Source organism: Shewanella mangrovi (assembly GCF_000753795.1).
GTDB classification, from domain to species: domain Bacteria; phylum Pseudomonadota; class Gammaproteobacteria; order Enterobacterales; family Shewanellaceae; genus Shewanella; species Shewanella mangrovi.
Genome location: NZ_JPEO01000010.1, coordinates 131837 through 152851, shown reverse-complemented (window position 1 = coordinate 152851; position 21015 = coordinate 131837). Strand labels below are relative to the sequence as shown.

17 protein-coding genes and 1 pseudogene are annotated in these 21015 nt (G+C 49.8%); 6 read left to right on the top strand and 12 right to left on the bottom strand.

The features are described 5' to 3' along the window. Window positions 1-149: 149 nt before the first annotated feature. The 3 genes and pseudogenes from HR45_RS19735 (at window position 150) to HR45_RS19830 (ending at window position 3012) form a co-directional block, all read left to right on the top strand. On the top strand, window positions 150-1457 hold the full coding sequence (locus tag HR45_RS19735; RefSeq protein ID WP_037443652.1) for a methyl-accepting chemotaxis protein: 1308 nt from the start codon (window positions 150-152) through the stop codon (window positions 1455-1457). 232 nt (window positions 1458-1689) lie between these two features. Further along, window positions 1690-2466: pseudogene (locus tag HR45_RS19835) on the top strand (PAS domain-containing protein); the annotation flags it as partial. 30 nt (window positions 2467-2496) lie between these two features. Next, window positions 2497-3012, top strand: coding sequence for a methyl-accepting chemotaxis protein (locus tag HR45_RS19830; protein WP_430742024.1), 516 nt, complete (start codon window positions 2497-2499; stop codon window positions 3010-3012). 49 nt (window positions 3013-3061) lie between these two features. On the opposite strand, the gene gabD is transcribed toward HR45_RS19830, so the two are convergent. Beyond that, complete coding sequence (gabD, locus tag HR45_RS13185; protein WP_037443647.1) at window positions 3062-4504, bottom strand: NADP-dependent succinate-semialdehyde dehydrogenase; 1443 nt, start codon at window positions 4502-4504, stop codon at window positions 3062-3064. 227 nt (window positions 4505-4731) lie between these two features. Here gabD and HR45_RS13180 point away from each other — a divergent pair, with 227 nt between their 5' ends. Beyond that, on the top strand, window positions 4732-5067 hold the full coding sequence (locus HR45_RS13180; RefSeq protein WP_162180656.1) for a DUF3634 family protein: 336 nt from the start codon (window positions 4732-4734) through the stop codon (window positions 5065-5067). Window positions 5068-5084: 17 nt separating this feature from the next. Here the strand turns inward: HR45_RS13180 and HR45_RS13175 are convergent, their stop codons facing one another. From HR45_RS13175 to HR45_RS13135, 9 genes are all read right to left on the bottom strand, one after another. Then, window positions 5085-6332, bottom strand: coding sequence for an SAM-dependent methyltransferase (locus tag HR45_RS13175; RefSeq protein ID WP_081933482.1), 1248 nt, complete (start codon window positions 6330-6332; stop codon window positions 5085-5087). Beyond that, window positions 6313-7083 carry a DUF1365 domain-containing protein gene (locus HR45_RS13170; protein WP_052074727.1) on the bottom strand — a complete coding sequence of 257 codons (771 nt, stop codon included), beginning with the start codon at window positions 7081-7083 and terminating at the stop codon, window positions 6313-6315. The genes HR45_RS13175 and HR45_RS13170 overlap by 20 nt, the downstream gene beginning before the upstream one ends. Then, window positions 7080-8357, bottom strand: a complete 1278-nt coding sequence (locus HR45_RS13165; protein WP_037443642.1) for an NAD(P)/FAD-dependent oxidoreductase — start codon at window positions 8355-8357, stop codon at window positions 7080-7082. The genes HR45_RS13170 and HR45_RS13165 overlap by 4 nt, the downstream gene beginning before the upstream one ends. Before the next feature lie 3 nt (window positions 8358-8360). After that, a complete protein-coding gene (locus tag HR45_RS13160; protein ID WP_037443640.1) occupies window positions 8361-9080 on the bottom strand; it encodes an SDR family NAD(P)-dependent oxidoreductase in 720 nt (239 codons plus the stop codon). Beyond that, window positions 9077-9532: a nuclear transport factor 2 family protein gene (locus HR45_RS13155; protein WP_052074726.1), complete on the bottom strand. Its 456-nt coding sequence runs from the start codon at window positions 9530-9532 to the stop codon at window positions 9077-9079. The genes HR45_RS13160 and HR45_RS13155 overlap by 4 nt, the downstream gene beginning before the upstream one ends. A 12-nt stretch (window positions 9533-9544) precedes the next feature. Further along, window positions 9545-10984, bottom strand: coding sequence for a deoxyribodipyrimidine photo-lyase (gene phrB / locus HR45_RS13150; protein WP_037443638.1), 1440 nt, complete (start codon window positions 10982-10984; stop codon window positions 9545-9547). After that, window positions 10981-11877, bottom strand: a complete 897-nt coding sequence (locus HR45_RS13145) for a MerR family transcriptional regulator (protein WP_052074725.1) — start codon at window positions 11875-11877, stop codon at window positions 10981-10983. Before HR45_RS13145 ends, phrB begins: the two co-directional genes overlap by 4 nt. Continuing rightward, window positions 11867-12826, bottom strand: a complete 960-nt coding sequence (locus HR45_RS13140) for a YbgA family protein (RefSeq protein WP_037443636.1) — start codon at window positions 12824-12826, stop codon at window positions 11867-11869. Before HR45_RS13140 ends, HR45_RS13145 begins: the two co-directional genes overlap by 11 nt. A gap of 130 nt (window positions 12827-12956) precedes the next feature. Continuing rightward, window positions 12957-13883, bottom strand: a complete 927-nt coding sequence (locus HR45_RS13135; protein ID WP_037443635.1) for a polyprenyl-phosphate transporter — start codon at window positions 13881-13883, stop codon at window positions 12957-12959. Between the two features lie 355 nt (window positions 13884-14238). Between HR45_RS13135 and HR45_RS13130 the strand changes: the two genes are divergently transcribed. Beyond that, window positions 14239-15798, top strand: coding sequence for a S10 family peptidase (locus tag HR45_RS13130; RefSeq protein WP_037443632.1), 1560 nt, complete (start codon window positions 14239-14241; stop codon window positions 15796-15798). Between the two features lie 68 nt (window positions 15799-15866). Here the strand turns inward: HR45_RS13130 and HR45_RS13125 are convergent, their stop codons facing one another. Beyond that, window positions 15867-17027, bottom strand: coding sequence for an ammonium transporter (locus tag HR45_RS13125; protein WP_052074729.1), 1161 nt, complete (start codon window positions 17025-17027; stop codon window positions 15867-15869). A gap of 466 nt (window positions 17028-17493) precedes the next feature. On the opposite strand from HR45_RS13125, the gene HR45_RS13120 reads away from it, so the two are divergent. Then, window positions 17494-18477, top strand: a complete 984-nt coding sequence (locus tag HR45_RS13120) for an LLM class flavin-dependent oxidoreductase (RefSeq protein ID WP_037443630.1) — start codon at window positions 17494-17496, stop codon at window positions 18475-18477. Window positions 18478-18537: 60 nt separating this feature from the next. Here HR45_RS13120 and fdhF read toward each other — a convergent pair whose 3' ends face one another. Then, window positions 18538-20706, bottom strand: a complete 2169-nt coding sequence (gene fdhF, locus HR45_RS13115; RefSeq protein WP_037443627.1) for a formate dehydrogenase subunit alpha — start codon at window positions 20704-20706, stop codon at window positions 18538-18540. Between the last annotated feature and the right edge of the window lie 309 nt (window positions 20707-21015).

The window sequence follows — 21015 nt, the reverse complement described above, 5'->3', positions numbered from 1 at the left end:
GAAGGCTTTTTTTATGCCCAAACAAGCAAAACCTCCTATTCAATTCTATTCTTACATCTCGTGTGTAGCGCTAATGTCAGCACTCAAGCGGCCGATATTTAACTCGCAAGCTCATCCGTTCACGTTTCATTGCTACGGTAGGAAAATCTATGTTCTGGGGCAAAAAATCGAATCACCAACAACGACAGCAACTTCAGGAAGAGTTAGCGGAGCTGCAGTCTGTATGCGACTCAATTCACAAGAGTATCGCGTCGATATCTTTTACCACGGACGGCAAAATTACTGAGGTCAGTGAGCTATTTGCCAACACTGTCGGTTATGACCGTCAGCGCATGCTTGGCATGCAACACCGCGAGCTATGTTTTCCTGAAACCGCAAACTCTAGCGCTTACAAAGAGCTGTGGAATAAACTTCGTAGTGGTAAATCCTTTTCCGGGCCAGTGAAACGAAAACATGCTGACGGCCATGCCGTCTGGTTACAAGCGACCTACTTTCCGGTGATGCGGGACGGTCAAGTCACCAAGGTGATGAAGCTGGCAACAGACATCACCGTCGAGCATGAAGAACTACTGGACAAAGTCGCACTATCTGACGCGCTGGAGCTATCACGTGCCAGCATTGAGTTTGACCCTCAAGGCAATATTATTGATGCCAATAAAAATTTTCTTGATGTGATGGGCTACACCCTCAATGAAATCAAGAATAAACATCACCGCATGTTTTGTGATGACAAGTTTTACAGTAAACATCCTAATTTCTGGAAGGAATTAGCCGCAGGCGAATACAAAACCGGACTGTTTAAACGTTATAGCAAACATGGCGATCCGGTCTGGTTAGAAGCGTCTTACAACCCAATTAAAGACCCATCAGGCAAAGTCTATAAAGTGATTAAGTTTGCCAGCGATACAACCGAGAGGGTATTGCGTGCCGATGCGACCAAAGCCGCCGCCAACGTAGCGCGCGAATCCGCCATTGAGACCACAGATAAACTGCAGCAGGCAACCTCTTTGCTGGCCAACGTTCGTGATAACTCCAATATGAATTATCAGCAGGTACAACGTGCCTCGTCGGCGATATCAGAACTCAACGAGCAGTCTCGCAATATCGAAGCGATTGTGTCGACCATTAGCGCCATTGCCGATCAAACCAACCTACTGGCACTCAATGCTGCTATCGAAGCCGCGCGGGCGGGCGAACAAGGTCGCGGCTTTGCGGTCGTTGCAGATGAAGTGCGGCAATTGGCAGCACGCACCAGCGAATCGACCAAAGAGATCAACGCTGTGGTTAAGAAAAATGGCGCCTTGACCGAACATGCCACCAAGGAGATTTCATCGGTAGCCGATGCCACCACTAAAGGCAGAGAACATGTTGAAGCGGTGAGTAGCGTCATGAGTGATATTCTGAGCAGTTCTCAAAACGTGTCTGAAACCATAGAAGCACTGCAACGCAATGAATAATTCGCGCTCATTTTTCGGCTGCCGCGGTACATGTTTTGGCTTAATATGTGCCGCCAAATAAGGACTACCTGTGCTAGTTGCCAAAGGCCAACACGGGTATATATGTAAGAGTCTATTGGAGAATAATAGCCCTATGCCACAGATCATCATGCTGACATAGGCAACGTCTTTTTCAGGGATTGAATAACATTTGAGTTGATCAGCGCCAACCGGCGAAGATAAAAGGGTTAAAATGTTCTGGAAAAGTAAACAGCAAACCGAAAACTGTAAACTAGAGCAAGCGAAGCTAGCTCGCTTACATGCAATCACCTCATCAATTGAGAATCACCTTCCTAGCATCACGTTTGCGCTCGATGGCACTGTCATTGAGGCGAGCCAGATGTTTGCAGATCTTGTCGGCATTGAACGGCATACGCTGAAGGGGATGCATCATCGGCAGCTTTGTTCTCCCGATTATGTCAACTCTGGTGATTACCAAAAACTGTGGCAGCAACTCCGTGCCGGGCAAGCCTATAGTAATGTGGTTGAACGACGGAACGCGTCATCAGGGCAGCGGCTCTGGTTGCAAGCCACCTATTTCCCCATTATTGAAAATGGACAGGTGACACAGGTGATGAAAATCGCCTTTGATGTTACGGCTAAGCGAGAACAACTGCTACACCAACTCGCTATTTCACAAGCATTGAGTCAATCACAAGCGATCATCGAATTCGATCCACAAGGCACCATTATCGAAGCCAATGATAACTTTCTGCGCACTATGGGGTATCGTCGCGACGAAATTATCGGTAAGCACCACCGCATGTTTTGTGACGACGAGTTCTACCGGCAGAACCCAAGGTTTTGGCAAGAACTGGCTGCAGGACAGTTTCGTAGTGGCTTGTTTAAGCGCCGTAATAAGGCGGGTAACGTGGTCTGGCTCGAAGCCTCATATAACCCTGTTAAAGACAGTTCTGGCAAGGTATACAAACTGATTAAGTTTGCCAGTGATATCACTGCACGCGTTGAGAGAGCACAAGCGACCAAGCAAGCTGCGGAAATGGCCCAACAGGCAGCAATGGAAACCAACGCCGAAGCACAACAAGCGTTAGCGCTGCTGCAGTCTGTGTTAGCCACCTCGCAAAGTAGTGTGCAGCTGGTAGAAAAAGCATCAGAAGCGATCACTAAGTTGAATACTCAGTCACACAACATCGAAGCCATTGTATCCACCATCAGCGGTATTGCCGATCAAACGAATTTGCTGGCGCTAAATGCGGCAATTGAAGCTGCTCGTGCTGGCGAGCAAGGACGAGGCTTTGCAGTCGTTGCCGATGAAGTGCGTAAATTGGCAGGCCGCACCAGTACCTCAACCCAAGAGATTGGCGAAGTCGTGCAGCAAAACGGCGGGCTCACTGCCATGGCGACACAAGACATGAGACAGGTAGCCGAATCAACACAGCAAGGCCAGCAACAAATAGAGGATGTGGTTCGCGTGATGAGCGCTATTATCGCCAGCTCCGCACAAGTCGAAAATACAGTTGCAGCTTTGTCAGGCGACGATGCGCTTAACATTTAATTACGACCGCAACAGCAATAAAAAACGCGGCAACAGCCGCGTTTTTTTATTAAATCGACATGCAGAGATATTTCATTTCGAGATAATCTTCTATGCCGTATTTTGAGCCTTCTCGGCCAAGTCCAGATTCTTTTACACCGCCAAACGGTGCGACTTCATTCGATATCAACCCGGTATTAATCCCAACCATGCCGTATTCCAGTGCTTCGGCCACGCGCCAGACCCGCGATAAATCCCGCGCATAAAAGTAGGATGCGAGGCCAAACTCAGTATCGTTGGCCATTTGAATGACTTCCTGTTCATCCTTAAAGCGGAATAGCGGCGCAATTGGCCCAAAGGTTTCTTCCTTCGCCAGCGTCATCTCTGCGGTAACTTCGGTTAACACAGCAGGTTGCATAAAGCGGCCTTGCAGCGGTGCGCCGCCCACGATTACACGAGCCCCTTTACTGGTGGCATCCTGCAACTGCGCTTGCACTTTTTCCAGAGCCTTAACATCAATCAAAGGCCCAACCTCAACCCCGGCTTCGGCGCCGTTACCGATTTTCAGTTGCGCGACTTTGCTGGCTAACTTACTGGCAAACTCATCGTAGATGCTGTCGTGAATATAAAGACGATTGGCACAAACACATGTTTGTCCGGCATTACGATATTTCGACAGCATTGCGCCTTCCACCGCAGCATCGATATCGGCATCGTCGAAGACGATAAATGGCGCATTACCACCAAGCTCCAGCGATAGCTTTTTCAGCGTGGCCGCACTTTGTTGCATCAATTTGATACCGACTGCGGTAGAGCCCGTGAAGGACAACTTACGTACGACCGGACTAGCTGTGAGTACCTGCCCAATCTCAATTGCATGGCCAGGCAATACGTTAAAGACACCCGCAGGAATACCCGCTTGTTCGGCAAGCTTAGCCAGCGCAAGTGCGGTCAACGGCGTTTGCTCGGCGGGTTTTAATACCATCGTGCAACCTGCCGCCAGCGCAGGCCCAGCTTTACGGGTAATCATGGCAGCGGGAAAATTCCACGGCGTAATAGCTGCACAAACGCCAATCCCTTGTTTAATCACCAACAGGCGTTTATCCGCTTGATGGCCCGGAATAACGTCCCCATACAGCCGCTTGGCTTCTTCGGCGAACCATTCAATAAAGGAAGCCGCATAAGCCACCTCCCCTTTTGCTTCCTGAAGCGGCTTGCCGCCTTCACTGGTCATCAGCAAGGCTAAGTCGTCACTATTGTCGATGATCAACTGATACCAACGCCGCAATAGTTGTGCACGTTCTTTCGCGGTTTTACTGCGCCACGCCGGTAATGCCTTTTCGGCAGCCGCGATTGCTTGCGCTGTTTCGCCGGCGCCAACAAAGGCAACGGCTGCGATGGGTTGTTCGGTCGCTGGGTTAATCACATCCAAGCGTTCACCATTGCAGGCATCGCGCCATTGGCCGTCAATATAGGCTTGGGTTTGCAGTAGTTCAGGGTTAGCAAGTTGCATCTTGACTCCTGAGTCTTTGCTCGTGTCGGGGAATCTGTGATTGCAAGATAGCACACCCGCGGCAAGAGACAGGTGAACGAGGTACAAAATGGTGGCAACTATTACTGCCGAGTCACTGTTTTTTAACAGTAAATCAAAGCGTCAGCGTAAAACTCTGTGATGAAATTAGCAGTCAACTAACAAAGTGACGACTATATTAATCTGCATAAGCCTGTTTCCGGAGACTCATCATGGCCGAAGCGTTAAAACTGATTGCGTTACTGCTGATCCTGTTGCTCATCTACAAACTGGTATTCAGCCGTAAAACACAGGGCGCCATCTTTGAAATGCATTTTAAAAATGGACGCCTAACTCAACACAGCGGCAAAATCCCTGAGCGTTTCGCCAAAGAATGTCGCGCGATTGCCAAGAAAGGCAAGCTGACATGCGTGGTACGTGCTGAAAACACGCAGCCAGTATCACTGCATGTTTCGGCCAACGCTGGCGCCCAATATATTCAGCAGATGCAAGCCGCCTTTCCTAAGCAACAATACGACACCAGCAACGCCGCCAAAGCTCACTAAGTCGCGCAATGCAGCATTCACTGCGGCCGATAGTCACCTTTGGCTGCAGTGATGTGTACCACGCTGATACTGCGCTCTAAAAATCCCCCTTCACAGTAACTCAAGTAAAAGCGCCACATACGAATAAAGTCGTCACCATATCCTAGCTGTTTCACCTTAGGTAACGCATGCTGAAAGCGCTGCTGCCAATCGTTTAATGTTTTGGCGTAATCGATACCAAAGTCATACAAAGCATCGACCACCATCTCGGTGTGACGCTGAAAATGCTGCGCCATAACCGAAACCGACGGCAGGCAACCACCTGGGAAAATATACCGCTGAATAAAATCCACGCCACGGCGATAACTGTCATAACGTTGGTCAGCAATCGTAATGGCCTGCAGCAGCAACTTACCGTGCGGCAGTAACAACGTATTAAGCTTATTGAAAAAGCCAGGAAGATACTCGTGCCCAACGGCCTCAATCATCTCTATCGAGACAATACGATCATACTGACCGCTGAGTTCGCGATAGTCCTGTTGCAATAAGGTAATCTGCTCGCCAAGCCCCTCTTCAGCAATGCGTTGCTGAGCATATTGGTACTGAGCATCAGATATTGTGGTGGTGGTAACTGTCACGCCATAATGTTTCGCCGCATATATGGCTAATGCGCCCCAACCGGTGCCGATCTCCAGCAGTCGCTGTCCAGGTTGCAAATCCAAGCGCTCGCAAATCTGCTGCAGCTTATACTGCTGCGCATCTTCGAGTCCGCTATCTGCGTGTGGATAAATGGCACTGGAATAAAGCATATCCCGATCAAGAAACTGCTGATAAAGATCATTTCCTAAATCGTAATGCGCCAGAATATTGCGCTTACTGCCTGACTTAGAGTTACGACTGAAACGATGACGCAGCAGATGCCAGCTGTTAGTAAGCCAGCTAAAACGCTGTTCCAGTCGTTGTAACAACAGCAGATTGCGCGCAAAAATCCGTACTAACACAGTTAAATCATCACAGCGCCATTGCTCAAGAATATAAGCTTCAGCGGCGCCAATGCTGCCACCAAACACCAAGCGTTGATAACAACTGGGGTCATTGATGGTGAGGGTCACACGTAAATCAGCATGCTTGTCACCAAAGTGATATTGCTGTGCTCCTTCCACCAGGGTGATTGCCCCATTCGCTAATCCACCCAACGCTTTAAACAGCACACTTCTTGCCAGACGTTGACGCCAGCCAAGTTGCCAAGATAAGGGTTGTTTTAATTCAATCTCGCTTGGTTGCATGGGAGTTCTCCTGTGATTTCAGCGTATTGGGATGAGACACAAAGGGGACTTTCTTCCACCATAATTTCAGCGCTTGCCAATAGATCAGTCTGACGATTCTGAGTGTCATGAGAGGATAACGCAGACAATAGTGGCGAATATTACTGGCCGAGAAATCCTGCCGCTGGAGCTGCATAGCCGCCCGAAAACTGGCGTGGCTATTGGTTTGTCGTAAGTTAGTGATGGCAAAATTTAATTGCTCACCGGGCAGATTAAACTGCCAGCGATACTGCATGTCACAATCCATAAATGGCGAGACATGAAAAGCCTTGGGGGTTAATTCAGTTTGCTTGGCATCGACGAGATAGTAATGGCGCTCATTCCATGGTGTATTACTCACTTCTGCCAATAGGCAGCAGAGTTGCTCGTCCTGATAACAGTAGAAAAAATTCACTGGGCTAAAGTAAATACCAAAGTGGCTTAGCTGACCGGCATAGAAGACTCTGTTACCGGCATCGCCACCGAGCTGTTGCACTTTTTGTTGTACCCGTTGTTTGAGCGGCAAAGCGCCACCACCAAGATGATGCTGCGGATTAAAACTTAGTGGCCGCCACCACTCTTTACCAAACCAAGCACTGGTTTGGTACAAGGTTTCCAACTCATCTAAATCCAGCAACGCCAACGCAAACGGATAGCGGAAGTGGTGCGCTACGATTTCAAAACGTTTGTGCACGACGTTGCCGTAGTAGAGTCCGCTTTGTAGTGATGTCATAAATGCACTCCAAAACGCTGACACACGTCGAGGGCACTGTGGACGCCATCTTCGTGAAAGCCGTTATACCAATAGGCACCGACAAAATGGGTATGACGTTTGCCACAGATCTGCTCGCGCTGCTGACGAGCACGTAGACCCAACATAGAAAACTGCGGATGGCTATAGTTAAAACGCCGAAGTATCTTGCGTTCGTCTATCGCATCACTTTGATTTAACGTCACCAGAAAATTAGGCGCATCGCTGGGTAAACGCTGCAAAATATTCATGTTGTAGGTGACTGCGGCAGGTCGAGTACGATCACCATCGAGCCGATAATTCCAGCTCGCCCACGCCGCTTTTTGTTGCGGTAATAAGCGGGTATCCAGATGCAACACCACTTCATTGTCTTGATAAGGCAGCGCACCTAACACCTGCTTTTCGTGAAAGTCGGCATCGGCGAGCAAGGCTGACGCTTGGTCGCTATGGCAGCCGATAATCACCTCATCAAACCCTTGCCAGCCACCGTTCACTAATAGCTCGACGCCATCTTGATGCCGTCGCACTGCCTGCACCGGAGCATTCAAATGCACTTTATCGGCAAAGGGTTTAATCAGGTGCGGAATATAACTGCGAGAGCCGCCTTTGATCACGTACCATTGCGGCCGATTGCGGACATCTAACAGGCCGTGATTTTGAAAGAATTCAATAAAGAAGCGTAGCGGAAAATCCTCGATATCCTGCAGGCTGGCAGACCAAATCGCCGCTCCCATTGGCAAAATATAATGCTCACAGAAAAATGCAGAAAACTGCTCCTGTCTGAGAAACTCCCCCAGAGTATCGTCGGGATATATACCTTCAGTAAACAGCGTCTTACAACGCTTATTAAAACGCATAATCTCCAGTAGAAAACCCCAAAATTGCGGCTCAATCAGATTACGTTTCTGAGCAAATAGCGTACGAAAGCTATGGCCATTATATTCCAGCCCACTTTGCAGATGGCGCACCGAAAAGCTCATTTCCGTTGGCAAAATTTCCACATCGAGTTGGGCAAGCAGCTTTTGAAAACGCGGATACGTTCGGTCATTAAAGACAATAAACCCTGTATCAATGGCATATTGCTTCCCCATGGCTTCAATATCCACAGTAGCCGTGTGACCACCAAGACTCGTATTTGCCTCAAACAGAGTGATATCAAATTGCTTGGACAGCAGATAGCCACAGGTGAGAGAAGAGATCCCCGAGCCTATGATGGCAATACGTTTCTGCGCCAACGCAGTGGTAGCGTGACTCATGGATTAGTCTCCTCGTGGATGTTCGGCGAGTAGCCGTTGCTGCCAAGTGATGGGCAAGTGAGCTATCAGCTTGAGAGTCCACAGCAAGCGCCGTGGAAAAGCGATAATTTGCTTGCGACGGGCAAGCCCCTGCCGAATACGTGCTGACGCCTGTTCCACCGACATCAACCACGGCATGTTAAAGTCGTTGTGCGCAGTCAGCGGCGTTGCCACAAACCCAGGTTGAATTTCACTGACAGTGATGTTTTGCGTTAACAGATCCCGCTGTAGGCTCTGTGCAAGATAGTGAATCGCAGCTTTTGATGCGCCATAAGCTTCAGCGCGAGCAAACGGCAGATGAATCACGGCAGATCCGGTCAGGGCTAACTGAGCTCCCGGCTTCAACTTCGGCAGCAGAAACTGCAGACAGTAACCGATAGACGTCAGGTTAGTGTTGATGACCCGTGCGAAGCTATCGCCATCAAACTGCTCTATCTGCTGATACTCACAGGTGCCAGCATGCAACATGATTAAATCGAGTGACTGTTCGGCAACCTGCGCTGCCGCTTGCTGCCAAGCCTGCTTATCAGTGATATCGAACGCTAACGGCGTCACATTGTCGATGCCCCCCAAGGCAATGCCGTGACGCCCACAACCCCACACGTGCCAGCCGTCAGCGGCATAATCTTTTGCCAGTTGTAACCCTATGCCGGAGGTTGCACCGGTGATCAGTAGCTGTTTCATACACTCACCCGTCGTTTAATGGCTCTCACAGCACTACCCAACAACGGCAACTGTTCATACAGCATCTGGCCAACATCAAAGTAATCACGATGAAAGGTGACTTTGTCGGCAAGGGTGAGAAAACTCATCCCGTCGACACTGATTAGCTGACCACGATTCAGGCGTGGATGCTGAAAATGCATCTGCCAGTTGATTGCGGCCTGCGCCGGTGCCAGCAGCACCTGCTGCATATCAAAGGCAATATAATCAAGGTGTTGATACAGACCGACAAAATACTGGGTTAAGGCATCCAGTCCGCACACTTGATGAAGTGGATCCTGAAATAGGATCTGCTCATCATAGATATCAGCCAACAACGACAGGTTGTCTCGGTTGAGGCGTTGATACATGGCAAGAAAACGTTCGACCAGTTGCTGCTCGCCTGCTGCACATTGACCACTAATACTTGCCATGTTGCGCTCCTTCTAATTGGCTTTTTTCAGCACCGATAACCGTGACAACGCTCGTTCGCGCGCTTCGCTGTGGTTAACTATCGGCATCGGATAATCACTGACCGCAAACAATTGGCCGTGCATGCGACTATCAGGGTGATGAATTTGCTTCAGTGACCAAGCCTCGACCTCAGGCACGTACTTACGGATAAAACTGGCATCGGGATCAAATTTTTCGCTCTGTGTCATAGGGTTAAAGATACGAAAATATGGTTGAGCATCGCAGCCAGTCCCCGCCGACCATTGCCAGCCGCCATTATTCGCCGCAAGATCGCCATCAAGCAGTTGCTGACGAAACCAACGTTCGCCAAGGTGCCAGTCAATCAACAGATGCTTCGTGAGAAAGCTGGCGGTGATCATTCTTAAGCGGTTGTGCATCCAGCCGGTTTGCTGCAACTGACGCATCGCTGCGTCCACAATGGGATAGCCAGTGCGGCCTTCACACCATGCGCTAAAGGCTTCGTCGTCCTGTTGCCACTGAATGTGCGCTCCCAAAGGATTGAAATTCGCGCCCATACTCAAGCTCGGATAAGCCTGCAACAGATGTCGGTAAAATTCGCGCCAGACTAGCTCGGACAGCCAACAACGGCCGGGACTGGTGTCATCCGCAATCGCATCGGGGAACTGCGCCAGCAAGGCGGCTAAACACTGTCTGGGACTGATGATGCCCAATGCCAGATAGGGCGAAAGACTGCTGGTACCATCAAGCGCAGGGAAATCACGCTGTTGCTTATAATCTGCAGCATGATGTTGCACAAATTGCTGCAATAACTGCCGCGCTTCACCTTCGCCCGCACGCCACATCTCACTATCACCGGTAGCGACTGACAAGCTGATGATATGCTGTGGTGTAAATGCCGCTGCAATCGGTGCAGGCACCTTAAGCGGCTGACACTGCATGCCACTCGCCAGTTCACGCCAACGCTTGAAAAATGGCGTGAATACCCGGTACATGTCGCCACTTTGATTCACAACACTGCCGGGCGGCAGGATGCAGTGTTCATTGGTGAAATTCAGCGGCACTTCCGCTTCTAACAGCGCTTGATCACGCCGTATTTCATTCAGTTCAGGTTCACGTCCGGCAAAAATCGCCACCACATTTTCCTGGCGCATTCGCGCTTGCCAGAGCGCGTTAACGCCGTCAAAGTCATCGCTGTGCCACAGCTCCAATTCAACGCCAAGTGCTGCAAGTGATTGCTGCAAACAGCGCAGATGGCGCTGCAGAAAATCGAGTTGACGCAAACCTACATCATGTTTCTGCCACTGCAGTGGTGTTTCAATGTAGACCGCCTTTAACGTCAGCTGGTGTTGCCGCGCCATCTTAGTTGCGGCGTGCAGCGCTTGGTTGTCGGCAACACGTAAATCCTGCCGAAACCAGATGTAGACGCTGCCAGAATCATGAGAGTGACTCATCGCTGCACCTCCTGTGCGCCAAAGTGCCACTGCGCTAGCTGTTGGATTGACTCGACGACATTAAGATTGTCGATATGCGCTAGCTGCGGCTGTAACAGACTGGCAAAACAGCCACAGAGCGCAGTGTTAAGTTGCACTTTGCTGCTGAGTTGCGACAGTTGACTTAAGGTGCTGAGATTGGTGTGAGCCGCGGGCATTACCAGCATGGCTTCTGGCTGCAAACGTTCGCAGATCAGCGTCAATGCATCAATTTCGGTAGAACGGTTAAAGAGAAGCGGTAGGCGCCCTTGCGCCAGAATCGCCAACTGCCAGATCCATAACTGATGCGGCGGCTGTTCATTTAAGGCCAATAGCAGCACATTACGCGGTTTTTGCCGCATCACAGATTCAATCCGTAACGACAAGTAATGTTGCAGCTGCCGGGCTAACCATTGGCCGATAAGTTCGCCATCAACGCGTATCAGCAACTGGTTGTCGAGATTTTGCAGCCATTCGCTGAGCTTGTCACCGCACACGGGCATTGGGTAGAGACTGGTCACTTCATCGAGCCGCTGCAGCAAGGTAACGGCCTTCATCGCGAATACCGCGTTATCCAACGCGGCAACCAACTGTTGCCAGTCTTGGTCGTCTTCACTATCCACTAATGGCTGAGTATCACTATTACTGTTGAGCAACGGCTTCACCCGGCTAATGGCGACCCCTTGCTGCAGCCAGTGCAGGATCTCTTTGATCTCTTCCACTTGCGCCTGACTGTATAGTCGATGACCTTTTGGCGTGCGTTGCGGCGTGACTAGCCCAAAACGGCGCTGCCAAGCTCGCAGCGTGACGGGATTAACCCCGGTCAGCCGCGCAACTTCGCCAATCGGTAATGTATATTCAGCTTCAGTAGCCATAACGCAGTTTTAACTCCTGTGGATGGGGATTGAGATACACCTGCTCAGCGATATAAGGCGTTGGGTGTTCTTTCAAGTAGTGATTAATCAAGGTCAGCGGCGCGATTAATGGTTTGAGCCCGTTACGGTATTCCATAATGGTTTGTGTCAGTTCTTGCTTCTGTTGCTTACTGAGACTGCGCTTGAAATAGCCTTGAATATGCTGCAGCGCACTGGTGTGATTTTTACGCGTTGCCTTTTGCTTCAACGCCGCCATAAAGCCTTCAAAATACTGCTGCGCCATCTGCGCTAACGGCTTATCTGGCTCCGCGATTAAAGGCCCTAACGCTCGATATTGGGTTGGGGAGTGCGCCAACAATAGATATTTATAGCGCGCGTGAAACAGCATCAGTTTGTGGTGTGTTAAGCCGCTATGGAGCATGCTTTGCCAATCGTGAAAGGCATAAACACGGGTAAAGAAGTTTTCCCGAATCACCAGATCGTGCAGGCGCCCTTCTTCTTCAACGGGTAATTGTGGCCAACGCTGCATTAAGGTTTGAGTGTAGATCCCTACGCCTTCTTTAATGCCGTTATTTGAATCCGCTTTATAGACTGTTACCCGCTCCATACCGCAGGTAGGCGACTTAGCACAAACGATATAGCCGCTGATGAAGTCCAGTTGTGCCACCTTGTCGGTACTGAACTGCTGCAGTTTGTCAGTGACATCAATACTATTGTCAGCCGACTTTACCCGTATCTGTTTGGCAGCATCACGCACAAGACGTATCGATTTACGCGGTGCGCCCAGCCCAATCGCCATCTCAGGACAGACGGGCACAAAGTCAAAGTGAGGTCGCAGCTCATTTTGGCAGTAGGCCGAATTCTTATGACCACCATCAAAACGCACACGCTCGCCTAACAGACAACTACTGACCCCAAGACGAATATACTGCGGATCAAACTTGTACATTTATCTGCTCCTTGTATAACTTTGCTATTATTACGGCACAAAGTTGTACAAGGATCAATTTTTTGTACAAATATTTTTTAGCCAATAAAAAAGGCACCCAAAGGTGCCTTAACCGTAGCGACCATCAGCATTAATCGTGGTGCTTACGTTGACTAAAATACTCCAATGCCAACACCAGCAAAATGGCAGAACAAGCGTAGATCAACGCTAACCACAGTTGATGTGATTGGCCGGTCGCGTGCTCATAGGCCATCGGCGACAGATTCTGTTGCAGCAATGGCACTTGCTCGCCATGGGAGTTTTCACGCCAAGTCAGGGTTTGCTTCCAAGGCCAGATTTTGCCAAGCGTGCCCACCATCAAGCCTGTTAAAAAGATTAAGGTGGCGTCTTTAAAGCGGCGCAACAACATCGACAGCAGGTGGCTGAAACACAAAATGCCGCTCACCGCGCCAACCGCAAAGCAGGCCAGAATATCTAACTGCAGATTTTTTGCCGCCGCCAACACTGCCGGATATAGACCGAGTAACAGCAGAATAAAACTGCCGGAAATGCCCGGTAAAATCATGGCGCAGATAGCAATTGCACCGCCAAAGAAAACGTTGACGTAAGTGGCTTCGATATTGACCGGGCTGACAACAGTAATGCCCCAAGCGATCAGTACGCCAATAGCAAAGAGCAGCAACCGCACCAACGAAACACCGCCGCGCACCTGCTTTAACATGTGCACCACAGAGATGATGATCAGGCCGAAGAAAAAGGACCATACCGGAATAGGATGCTCCACCAGCAACCAAGAGATTAGCTTGGCCAAGGTTAAAATGCTGGTGATGATACCGGCGAACAAACTGAGCAGAAAGCTGGCATTAATGTGTGCCAATACCGCCTTAAATCCCTGCTCGCGATAGCGTTTCCATAAGGTAGGATTCACACGGCGAATACTCTCCAGCAGCGTGTCATAAATCCCGGTAATGAAGGCAATAGTTCCGCCCGACACACCGGGCACCACATCGGCGGCGCCCATGGCCAATCCTTTGAGGTAAGTAAGTAGATACTGCACCGTACTTCCTTGAGTTACTTTTTATGTTGCGAATTATACGTTTGTTACTAGCAAATGCTAACGCGAGATTACTTGCTTTAGTTTAACTTTTCCTTACGTTTATGATTTTTACTATTAAATTGTGACAATAGTTGTCTCAAATTACATTTAGGACGGCCGCAACAACGCTCTTCTAAGCTTAAAATTATATTAAAAAACAGCGCAATACCTACCTCACCCGACATAAGCCAGACATCAAAATTGGGCAAATATCCTCCGTTTTTATTGACAATTTGCTGGCTGACGTCTGCTCATAAAATTTGTTAAAACTGAGCTCCGCAATCAATAAAAGAACAAAGATAAACTGGAGCTAATCATGCGTTTACTACCATTAGCAGCGGTGCTTGCGGCAACGCTGTCTACATCACCTGTGCTCATCAGCAATGTCTATGCCGCTGAAGCAGCTGTCAGTGCCGTGGCCAAGGCACCACAAGATCACGTGGTCACCAGCGAACATTCGATTCGTCTGCACGGCGATAAACTGTCATATACCGCCACTACCGGCACCATGATCATCCGTAATGACAAAAACGAAGCTGATGCCAGCGTGTTCTATGTGGCCTATACCAAGCCAGCGAAAAAAGGCGAACATCGGCCAGTCACCTTCCTGTTCAATGGTGGACCAGGTTCCTCAACATTGTGGCTGCATATGGGCTCATTTGGCCCCAAACGAATTAAGACTGAAAATGCCGCGCCAACTGGCCCAGCCCCTTACGAACTCGTCGATAACCAATTCACGTTACTGGATAAAACTGACTTAGTGTTTATCGATGCCTTTGGCACAGGCTACTCTCGCGGGATTGCCACCAAAGAAAATGCTGACAGCAAAGACGATCCTGCTAAGCACTTTTGGGGAGTCGATGGCGATGTTGATGGTTTCGCACGCTTTATTACCCGCTATGTCACCGTCAATCAGCGTTGGAACTCACCTAAGTTTGTCATTGGCGAATCATATGGCACCATTCGAGCGCCGGCATTGGTAAACAAACTGCAAGGTCAAGGAATGGACTTTAACGGCATCGTGTTGGTGTCGAGTATCTTGAACTACTCCGAACGTGCACCGGGTCTTGATCGCCAATACGTGGGGATTCTGCCCACCTTCGCCGCGGTTGCCTGGTATCAAAATAAACTGCCGAACAAGCCAGCCAAACTTGAACCTTTCTTAGATGAAGTACGGGCGTTTGCCGAAAACGACTACGCGATTGCGTTAGCACAAGGCCACAATCTGCCAGCGGATAAATTGCAGCAGATTGCTGAAAAACTGCATCAGTACACCGGACTTGATACGCAATATCTGAAAAACGCCAATCTGCGTATTGATCAGGGCCAGTTCCGCAAGGAGCTGCTGCGCGATGAACATCGCACCTTAGGCCGTTACGATGGTCGCTATCTCGGCATCGACGATGATGCAATTGGCGCCACTCCTGATACCGACCCATCAAGCACCGCCCCAAGCGGCGCTTACATTGCAGGTCTGCACAACTATCTGGAAACAGAACTAAAGTACACCACTGACGAGCACTACAAAGTGTCCAGCTTTGATGCTTACAAAAACTGGGATTGGACTCATGCCCAAGGTGGTAATTGGGGTTATCAATACAAGACCCGCGCTCCTTATGTCGTGCGTGACTTAGGGGATGCTATCCGCACTAATCCGGGACTGCATGTATTGTCCACCAATGGTTACTTCGACATGGCAACGCCGTTCCATTCGACTGAATACGACTTGGCCCACATGAACCTAGATCCAAGCCTGAGAAAGAATGTGGAGATGACCTATTACCCATCAGGGCACATGATTTATCTTAATGAAAAAGCCTTGGTCGATTTCCATAAAGATGTCGCCGCATTTTATGACAAAGCCCAGACAAAATAACCGAGCTTATTGAGACCAAGAACAAAAAGGCCCAGCCATTTGGCTGAGCCTTTTTTAACACACCATCATTATTCTTCGTTGGTCGCACCAATTCGATGCACAGCTAAATCAGCACCACGATATTCATCCTCTTCGGACAAACGCAGTCCAAACGTCATTCTCACCAAACCATAAACCACAAATCCACCGACGGCGGCGACAATGATGCCAGTCAGCGTACCGATGAGTTGCGACATAAAGCTTACGCCGCCAAGTCCGCCCAGCGATGTATTAGCAAAGATCCCGGCAGCAATACCGCCCCAGGCACCGCATAAACCGTGCAGCGGCCACACACCGAGCACGTCATCAAAGGCAGGAAACTTGTTTTGCGCAAGGGTAAATACCCACACAAACAAGCCACCGGCAACACTACCAACCACTAAGGCACCGATGGGATGCATCAGATCAGAGCCAGCACATACAGCAACTAAGCCAGCGAGCGGGCCGTTATGAATAAAGCCAGGGTCATTTTTACCCAGCAACATCGCCACTAACGTGCCACCCACCATCGCCATCAAGCTATTGATCGCCACTAGGCCAGAGATATTATCCAGCGTTTGCGCTGACATCACGTTAAAACCGAACCAGCCCACCGCCAGGATCCACGCACCTAACGCCAAAAATGGAATATTCGATGGCGCAAACGCGATCACCTTGCCATTGCGATAGCGACCTTTACGCGATCCCAGCAGCAAAATAGCCGCAAACGCAATCCAGCCACCGACGCTATGCACCACCACAGACCCGGCAAAATCATGGAACTGAGCACCAAAACTTTGCTCCAACCATGCCTGATAACCGTAGTTACCATTCCAGATCAGCCCTTCGTAGAACGGGTACACCAGCGACACAATCAACGCTGTCGACACCAGAATCGGATAAAAACGCGCCCGCTCTGCAATCCCACCAGACACAATCGCAGGAATCGCCGCAGCAAAGGTCAGCAGGAAGAAGAACTTCACCAATTCATAGCCGTTGTTTTGCGTTAACTCATTTGCACTCGCAAAGAAATCAACGCCATAAGCCACGTGATAACCAATAAAAAAGTACGCCAAGGTCGATACCGCAAAATCGGTAAGAATTTTCACCAGAGCATTGACCTGATTTTTATGTCGCACCGTGCCCACTTCTAAAAAAGCAAAGCCCGCGTGCATTGCCAACACCATTACCGCCCCCAGCAGTATGAACATGGTATTGGCGCTATGGACGAGTGTTTCCACCGCCGAATTAACGCTCCCAACGTCAATAGTCGCCACAATAATCCTCTATTTTATAATCTGTTATCTAGGTAATTGATGGTCGCATCAGACGCAAAACGCTGATGAGACCGCCCCCTTCCCCCAATCTGTGTAGGAGTACACGCCCAACAACGTGGACAAGCATTATACGAATGTTAACTAGTTATGGAAGATATGTTGCGTTGCTTTAATTCACGCTAATACAGCTAGCGCCAACAAATACCCAGCAAGGGTTAGCTGCCACTATCGCAGACAGCTCAGGAAACGTGAGCTCAACTGCACTTTTGCATCAAAAATCATTAAATTTGATTAATTATTCTTCATACAAAATGCTATAACCGATAAAGACTTGCTCTAAATCGGCACAGATATTTTGTGATATGGTAAAAAAATCAGGCTAAAGAATGACGGATGACAAATGACGGTTTCATATTCAGTACTCGACCTCGCCCCGGTGGTGGAAGGCAGCAGCCCCACCATTTCGTTTGAAAACTCACTCAGATTGGCACAACACGCCGAGCAATTGGGCTACAAACGATACTGGCTGGCTGAGCACCACAATATGCCCGGCATTGCCAGTGCCGCCACCTCAGTCTTGCTCTGTCACATAGGCAATGGCACCCACACGATTCGTATTGGCTCCGGCGGTATCATGTTGCCCAATCATTCGCCTTTAGTCATCGCCGAACAATTTGGTACACTGGCGACCCTGTTTGGCGATCGGGTGGATTTGGGCATCGGCCGCGCTCCCGGTACCGACCAGCACACCATGCGCGCATTACGACGACAGGCTCAGCAAGCTGTCGATAGCTTTCCGCAAGATGTGGTAGAGCTGCAGCGATATTTTGGTGACAACGCCGGCAAAATCAATGCGATTCCCGGGCAAGGATTACAAGTGCCCCTGTGGCTCTTAGGTTCGAGCTTATACAGTGCACAGCTCGCGGCCCAAATGGGATTACCTTTTGCCTTTGCGGCACACTTCGCGCCGGAAATGCTGCAGCAAGCCTTGACCCTTTATCGCCGTCAATTCCAGCCATCACCGCAATGCGAACAGCCATACGCTATGGTGTGCATCAATCTGATTGCGGCCGATGATCGCCAGCAAGCGCGCTATCTGTTTACCTCGGTACAGCAGCAGTTTTTACAGCTCTATCGTGGCACGCCTGGCCAAATTCCGTTGCCACGTTTTCCACTGGAAGACTATGAACCATTTGAGCTTAACGCGATGGAACGTACCCTTGCCTATTCGCTCGTCGGTTCGCCAGAAGACATTCGCCACGGTGTAACAGCGCTGCTTGAAGAGACTCAGGCTGATGAGCTGATGTTTAATGGCCCCATTACCGATAGCACCGCCAGAATGGAGTCCTTCACCATCGGTGCAGAAGTGATGCGGCAGTTGTAAAGCACACCATAATAATAAAGGGGCGTTTAACGCCCCTTTATTGGTTTATTGCCTTAAAGGTTATGCCATAGCAGGTTGAGCATCATCGACGGCATTACGTAATCGCGCCTTCATATCGTTATAAGCATGCACTGCGAAATTTTCCGCCCATCGTTGATCGTCAATTGCCGTTACTTTGACCGCGCAATATTTGGTTTCAGGCGTTTTCGAGGTTGGATCAAGGTTATCTTGGGTCAACTCATTACAGGCGCCAATCCACCATTGGTAAGTCATATATACCGCACCTTGGTTAGTGCGTTCACTGACACTGGCACGACTGATCACTTTGCCACGGCGCGATTCGACCCATACCAGCTGCTGATCTTCGATATTGAGATTGGCAGCGTCTTGAGGATTGATGGTGACTAAGCCGGGTTCATCAGCTAACGCTTTCAAGGCGGCACAATTGCCAGTCATGGAGCGACAAGAGTAATGCCCCACTTCACGCACAGTACAGAGTACCAGTGGAAAATCAGCGTCAATGAGCTCCGCAGGTTTGCGCCATTGCGTGGCAAACAGCTGACCTTTGCCCGTTGGTGTCGCAAATTTATTGTCAGTGTACAGAATGGGGGTACCGGGATGATCTAAGGTTGGACAAGGCCACTGCACATGACCAAATTCGCCCATCTTCTCGTAGGTGGCACCGTAATACAGCGGGCATAGCTCACGCAGCTCATCCCAGATCTGTTGGTTGCTGTCGTAATGCATCGGATAGCCCATAGCGGTCGCTATCAGCGAGATAATTTCCCAATCGCGTTTAACGTTATATTGCGGCTCAATCGCTTTTTCAAAACGTTGGAAGCCTCGGTCGGCACAGGTAAATACTCCACCGTGTTCGCCCCAAGACGTGGCAGGCAGAATCACATCGGCCGCTTCCGCGGTTTTGGTCATAAAGATGTCCTGCACGACCAAAAAGTCCAGCGCTTCAATTCCCTTACGCACTAGGCTCAAATCCGCTTCGGTTTGTAACGGATCTTCACCCATGATGTAGTAGGCCTTGATGTCACCTTCGAGCGCCAGATGCGGTACCTGCGTAATTCGTACGCCCACCTCTTTATCCATAGTGTCCGCATCTATGTTCCAAGCTTTGGCAAATTTTTCGCGCACCGCAGCGTCTGTTACTTTTTGATAGCCGGGGAACAGATCGGGTAACACGCCCATGTCGCAGCCACCTTGAACATTATTCTGCCCCCGCACTGGCGCCACCCCTGCCCCGGTGCGACCAAGATTGCCGGTCAGTAACGCCAATGTAGAGAGGCTCTTAACGGTTTCAGTACCCTGACCAAATTGCGTCACGCCCATGCCCCAGCAAATAGTGGCGGACTCGGCCGAAGCATAGGTGCGCATCGCTTCACGCACATTCTGCGCTGGTACACCAGTAATCGGTTCCACCGCTTCTGGTGAGTAGTCTTTGACAACCTGCCACAGCGAATCAAAGCCTTCAGTGTATTTGGCCACATATTCCTGATTGTAGAGCTCTTCATCGAGCAAGGTATAGATAAAGGCATTCACCATCGCCACATTGCTACCGTTTTTCAGCTGCAGATGTTGATCGGCAATACGCGCGGCTTCGATACGGCGAGGATCACAGACGATAATTTTGGCGCCATTCTGTTTAGCTTTCACCACGCGACGCGCCACAATCGGATGCGAATCAGCGCTGTTGTAGCCAAAAATCAGCAGACATTTGGATTTTTCCAGATCTTCGATAGAGACGCTCATGGCGCCATTGCCGAGCGTTTCGCGCAACCCTGCCACTGACGGGCCATGACAGACACGGGCACAACAATCGACATTGTTAGTTCCCAGTACAGCACGGGCAAATTTCTGCATCACGTAGTTGGTTTCATTACCTGTGCCGCGTGAAGAGCCAGTAGTCATAATTGCCCGTGGCCCGAATTCCGCTTTGATGTCAGCGAGACGTTTGGCGGTATATTGAATCGCTTCATCCCAAGACACCACCTCAAAAGGACCACCTTTTTCGCGGCGGATCATAGGTTCGCGCAGGCGTGGCGTAAGGAGTTTGGTATCGTTTAGGAAATCCCAGCCGTAATAACCTTTCAGGCATAGCTCACGCTGATTCGTGGCGCCTTCAGCGGCTTCGGCACGAATGATGTTGCCGTTATCCACCACCAGTTTCATTTTACAGCCCGCACCACAGTACGGGCAGACAGTTGTTACTTTTTCCATTATTTCTCTACCTTTAGAAGTTCTAAATACCGCGCTGCACCAGCAACAATATTTATTTGCGCTCGGCCGAGAGGTGCAAAAATATGAGTGTCGGCCGGACTAACCTCGATACTGGCCGTGCCTTCTGGGCGGTCGTAGCAAAGGTCGCATGTGTTTGCCTGGGCTAAATCCCTCAGGACGAAGACGGTTGCGCCGAATTTGCGCACTACCGGGTAGGTCACCATTGCGAGTGAGCGAATTGCACACACAAAGGTCGTTACCAACCCATTGTGGCCATCGCTACAGGCGGAAGTTGTAGTGAGTGCTATG